Below are 5,472 nucleotides of genomic sequence, written 5' to 3' on the forward strand. Positions count from 1 at the left end.
CAAAAAACCCTTCATCGTAAATGATGAAGGGTTTTCAAAAGAAAGGCGACGACATACTCTCCCACAAATTGCAGTACCATCTGCGCAGTCGGGCTTAACTTCTCTGTTCGGGATGGGAAGAGGTGAGCCCCGACGCAATAACCACCTTAAGAGGTTTATTGGGTTTCGGGTGGGTTCAGGCATTAACCATGAACTCCAAACTATGAACTCCAAACGCTGCTTTGCAGCAATATTTTAACATACTGAGATAAACACTTTGTATCTTTAATTAGAAAGTTCTCTCCCCCGCACAAGGCGGGGGAAAAGAGGCGTACATAAGCTTACAGGTTATTAGTACTACTCGACTATGACATTACTGCCTTTACATCTGTAGCCTATCAACGTGGTCATCTTCCACGACCTTTAAAAGAAATCTCATCTTGTGGTGGGTTTCGCGCTTATATGCTTTCAGCGCTTATCCCTTCCAAACGTAGCTACTCTGCGGTGCTCCTGGCGGAACAACAGATACACCAGAGGTTTGTCCAACTCGGTCCTCTCGTACTAGAGTCAGATCCACTCAAATTTCTAACGCCCACAGTAGATAGAGACCGAACTGTCTCACGACGTTCTGAACCCAGCTCGCGTGCCACTTTAATGGGCGAACAGCCCAACCCTTGGGACCTTCTCCAGCCCCAGGATGTGACGAGCCGACATCGAGGTGCCAAACCCCCCCGTCGATATGAGCTCTTGGGGGAGATCAGCCTGTTATCCCCGGCGTACCTTTTATCCTTTGAGCGATGGCCCTTCCATACGGAACCACCGGATCACTATGCTCTACTTTCGTACCTGATCGACCTGTATGTCTCTCAGTCAAGCTCCCTTATGCCATTGCACTCTACGCACGGTTACCAAGCGTGCTGAGGGAACCTTTAGAAGCCTCCGTTACTCTTTTGGAGGCGACCACCCCAGTCAAACTACCCACCAAGCAATGTCCCCCACAATATGGGGTTAGGCCTCAGATAAGCAAAGGGTGGTATTTCAACAATGACTCCACAAGTCCTGGCGAACCCATTTCACAGTCTCCCACCTATCCTACACATCACTTATCCAAGGTCAATACTAAGCTATAGTAAAGGTGCACAGGGTCTTTTCGTCCCACTGCGGGTAATCGGCATCTTCACCGATACTACAATTTCACCGAGCTCATGGCTGAGACAGTGTCCAGATCGTTACACCATTCGTGCAGGTCGGAACTTACCCGACAAGGAATTTCGCTACCTTAGGACCGTTATAGTTACGGCCGCCGTTTACTGGGGCTTCAATTCAATGCTTCTCCGAAGATAACATCTCCTCTTAACCTTCCAGCACCGGGCAGGTGTCAGGCCCTATACTTCATCTTACGATTTTGCAGAGCCCTGTGTTTTTGATAAACAGTCGCCTGGACCTTTTCACTGCGGCCAGCATTGCTGCTGGCGACCTTTCTCCCGAAGTTACAGGTCTATTTTGCCTAATTCCTTAGCCATGAATCTCTCGAGCACCTTAGGATTCTCTCCTCGACTACCTGTGTCGGTTTACGGTACGGGTTCTTATAATCTAAGTTTAGAGGTTTTTCTTGGAAGCCCTTAGGCACACTATCACTTTGTCCGAAGACTCCATGTACTATCGTATTTCACCAGTGTCTGCGCATTTAACTACAAACCCTATAGCTAGGTACTTTAACGAACTATTCCGTCAGTTCGCGGTGCTTTCATCACTCCGTCGCCCCATCACAATTATAAGAAGTACGGGAATATTAACCCGTTGGCCATCGACTGTCCCTTTCGGGTTCGCCTTAGGTCCCGACTAACCCTCAGCTGATTAGCATAGCTGAGGAAACCTTAGTCTTTCGGTGTGCGGGTTTCTCGCCCGCATTATCGTTACTTATGCCTACATTTTCTTTTCTAACCGCTCCAGCAATACTCACATATCACCTTCGACGCCGTTAGAATGCTCCCCTACCACAGATTAATCTGTCCATAGCTTCGGTAGTATACTTATGCCCGATTATTATCCATGCTCGTCCGCTCGACTAGTGAGCTGTTACGCACTCTTTAAATGAATGGCTGCTTCCAAGCCAACATCCTAGCTGTCTGGGCAGACAAACCTCGTTTTTTCAACTTAGCATACATTTGGGGACCTTAGCTGATGGTCTGGGTTCTTTCCCTCTCGGACATGGACCTTAGCACCCATGCCCTCACTGCTGGTAAACATTATATAGCATTCGGAGTTTGTCAGGAATTGGTAGGCGGTGAAGCCCCCGCATCCAATCAGTAGCTCTACCTCTATATAACTTAAGCCAGCGCTGCACCTAAATGCATTTCGGGGAGTACGAGCTATTTCCGAGTTTGATTGGCCTTTCACCCCTACCCACAGGTCATCCGAAGACTTTTCAACGTCAACCGGTTCGGACCTCCACTGTGTGTTACCACAGCTTCATCCTGCCCATGGGTAGATCACACGGTTTCGCGTCTACCATTACTGACTATGGCGCCCTATTCAGACTCGCTTTCGCTACGGATCCATACCTTAAGTACTTATCCTTGCCAGCAACGGTAACTCGTAGGCTCATTATGCAAAAGGCACGCCGTCACCCCACGAAAGGGCTCCGACCGCTTGTAGGCGCATGGTTTCAGGATCTATTTCACTCCGTTATTCACGGTTCTTTTCACCTTTCCCTCACGGTACTGGTTCACTATCGGTCTCTCAGGAGTATTTAGCCTTAGCGGATGGTCCCGCCAGATTCAGACAGGGTTTCACGTGCCCCGCCCTACTCAGGATACCACTATCCATTACATTCCTTACCTGTACAGGGCTATCACCTTGTATCGCCCAACTTTCCAGATGGTTCCAGTTCAGTTTGCATGAAATATCGTGGTCCTACAACCCCAATGATGCCGTAACAACATTGGTTTGGGCTGTTCCGCTTTCGCTCGCCACTACTTACGGAATCACTTTTGTTTTCTTCTCCTCCGCCTACTTAGATGTTTCAGTTCAGCGGGTTTGCCTCCTATCGGATACTATATCTTCAATATAGTGGGTTGCCCCATTCGGATATCTACGGATCATCTCGTGTGTGCCGATCCCCGTAGCTTTTCGCAGCTTATCACGTCCTTCTTCGCCTCTGAGAGCCACAGGCATCCCCCATGCGCCCTTATTTTGCTTATTGTACTTACGCGTTTCTGTCCTAAAACAAAAACATACATGCTTTCTATTTCTTAATTCTACTTCTTGAATTTATCTCAATATGTCAATGAACTTGTGGCGTGTCGCCACTGACAATTTAGTGTCAGCTTTAACTTTAGCCGTTGTGGAGAATATCGGAGTCGAACCGATGACCTCCTGCGTGCAAGGCAGGCGCTCTAGCCAGCTGAGCTAATCCCCCGTTTTTTATAGTCAGCAGTTACCAGTAGCAGTTTGCAGTATGATAACGTGCTCACTTATATACGTGTAATCACTCAACTTCTAAAATTTCCTTTTAAGTAAAGCGAAGCTTTGTAGTCCCGGGCAGACTCGAACTGCCGACCCCTACATTATCAGTGTAGTACTCTAACCAGCTGAGCTACGAGACTATTTATCTTTAGTTTTGAGTAGTGAGATGCGAGACAGGAGACGAATCTCAATACTCTTTTCTTATTACTCAATACCTTTAAGCTCTCTTTACTTTAATTTTTTGAACTAACAGCGAGAGTAAGTTATCTTACTTCTCATTTACATTAACCTAACGATCGTGTCTCTAGAAAGGAGGTGTTCCAGCCGCACCTTCCGGTACGGCTACCTTGTTACGACTTAGCCCCAGTTACCAGTTTTACCCTAGGCAGCTCCTTGCGGTCACCGACTTCAGGTACCCCCAGCTTCCATGGCTTGACGGGCGGTGTGTACAAGGCCCGGGAACGTATTCACCGGATCATGGCTGATATCCGATTACTAGCGATTCCAGCTTCATGGAGTCGGGTTGCAGACTCCAATCCGAACTGTGACCGGTTTTATAGATTCGCTCCCCCTCGCGAGGTGGCTGCTCTCTGTACCGGCCATTGTAGCACGTGTGTAGCCCAGGACGTAAGGGCCGTGATGATTTGACGTCATCCCCACCTTCCTCACGGTTTGCACCGGCAGTCTTGTTAGAGTTCCCGACATTACTCGATGGCAACTAACAACAGGGGTTGCGCTCGTTATAGGACTTAACCTGACACCTCACGGCACGAGCTGACGACAACCATGCAGCACCTTGTAATGAGTCCGAAGAAGGGCCTGTTTCCAAGCCTGTCCCACTACATTTAAGCCCTGGTAAGGTTCCTCGCGTATCATCGAATTAAACCACATGCTCCACCGCTTGTGCGGGCCCCCGTCAATTCCTTTGAGTTTCAAACTTGCGTTCGTACTCCCCAGGTGGGATACTTATCACTTTCGCTTAGCCACTCAGTATTGCTACCAAACAGCTAGTATCCATCGTTTACGGCGTGGACTACCAGGGTATCTAATCCTGTTCGCTCCCCACGCTTTCGTCCATCAGCGTCAATGTATTGTTAGTAACCTGCCTTCGCAATTGGTATTCCATGTAATATCTAAGCATTTCACCGCTACACTACATATTCTAGTTACTTCACAATAATTCAAGTTCTACAGTATCAATGGCAGTTCGACAGTTAAGCTGCCGGATTTCACCACTGACTTATAAAACCGCCTACGGACCCTTTAAACCCAATGATTCCGGATAACGCTTGGATCCTCCGTATTACCGCGGCTGCTGGCACGGAGTTAGCCGATCCTTATTCTTACGGTACCGTCAAGCCCCTACACGTAGAGGTGTTTCTTCCCGTACAAAAGCAGTTTACAATCCATAGGACCGTCATCCTGCACGCGGCATGGCTGGTTCAGGCTTGCGCCCATTGACCAATATTCCTCACTGCTGCCTCCCGTAGGAGTCTGGTCCGTGTCTCAGTACCAGTGTGGGGGATCTCCCTCTCAGGACCCCTACCCATCATTGCCTTGGTATGCCGTTACCATACCAACTAGCTAATGGGACGCATGCTCATCTTGTACCGATAAATCTTTAATATTAATGTGATGCCACATCAGTATACTATAAGGTATTAATCCAAATTTCTCTGGGCTATCCCTTTGTACAAGGCAGATTGCATACGCGTTACGCACCCGTGCGCCGGTCTCAAACACCGAAGTGTTCTACCCCTCGACTTGCATGTGTTAAGCCTGCCGCTAGCGTTCATCCTGAGCCAGGATCAAACTCTTCATCGTATATTTTAATATTTTTACGATCTTTATTGCTAGGTCATGTTTTTTATGATAAGCGAGTATTTCTTACTCTCTCTTATGCTGTCAATCCAATATGTCTATGAACGTTTTCTTCTTGTTTTTTCGCTCCGAACTTTCGTTCTCAAAGCGGCTGCAAAAGTACAACTTCTTTTCTTTTACGCAAGCTTTTTTGAAAAAAAAATT

At 47.7% G+C, this 5,472-nt stretch carries 2 tRNA genes and 3 rRNA genes; all 5 read right to left on the minus strand.

Features of this window, described 5'->3' with window-relative positions:
* Positions 1-40: 40 nt before the first annotated feature.
* A 5S ribosomal RNA gene (gene rrf / locus DEU42_RS17285) occupies positions 41-149 on the minus strand.
* A gap of 161 nt (positions 150-310) precedes the next feature.
* Positions 311-3,184 (minus strand): 23S ribosomal RNA (locus tag DEU42_RS17290).
* A 142-nt stretch (positions 3,185-3,326) separates the two neighbouring features.
* Positions 3,327-3,400, minus strand: a tRNA-Ala gene (locus DEU42_RS17295).
* 113 nt (positions 3,401-3,513) lie between these two features.
* Positions 3,514-3,587 (minus strand) — tRNA-Ile (locus DEU42_RS17300).
* Between the two features lie 168 nt (positions 3,588-3,755).
* Positions 3,756-5,271, minus strand: a 16S ribosomal RNA gene (locus DEU42_RS17305).
* The 16S, 23S and 5S rRNA genes sit together here with 2 tRNA genes alongside, the layout of an rRNA operon.
* Positions 5,272-5,472: the final 201 nt, after the last annotated feature.

The sequence above is a fragment of the Flavobacterium sp. AG291 genome (assembly GCF_003350375.1).
Lineage (GTDB): Bacteria > Bacteroidota > Bacteroidia > Flavobacteriales > Flavobacteriaceae > Flavobacterium > Flavobacterium suzhouense.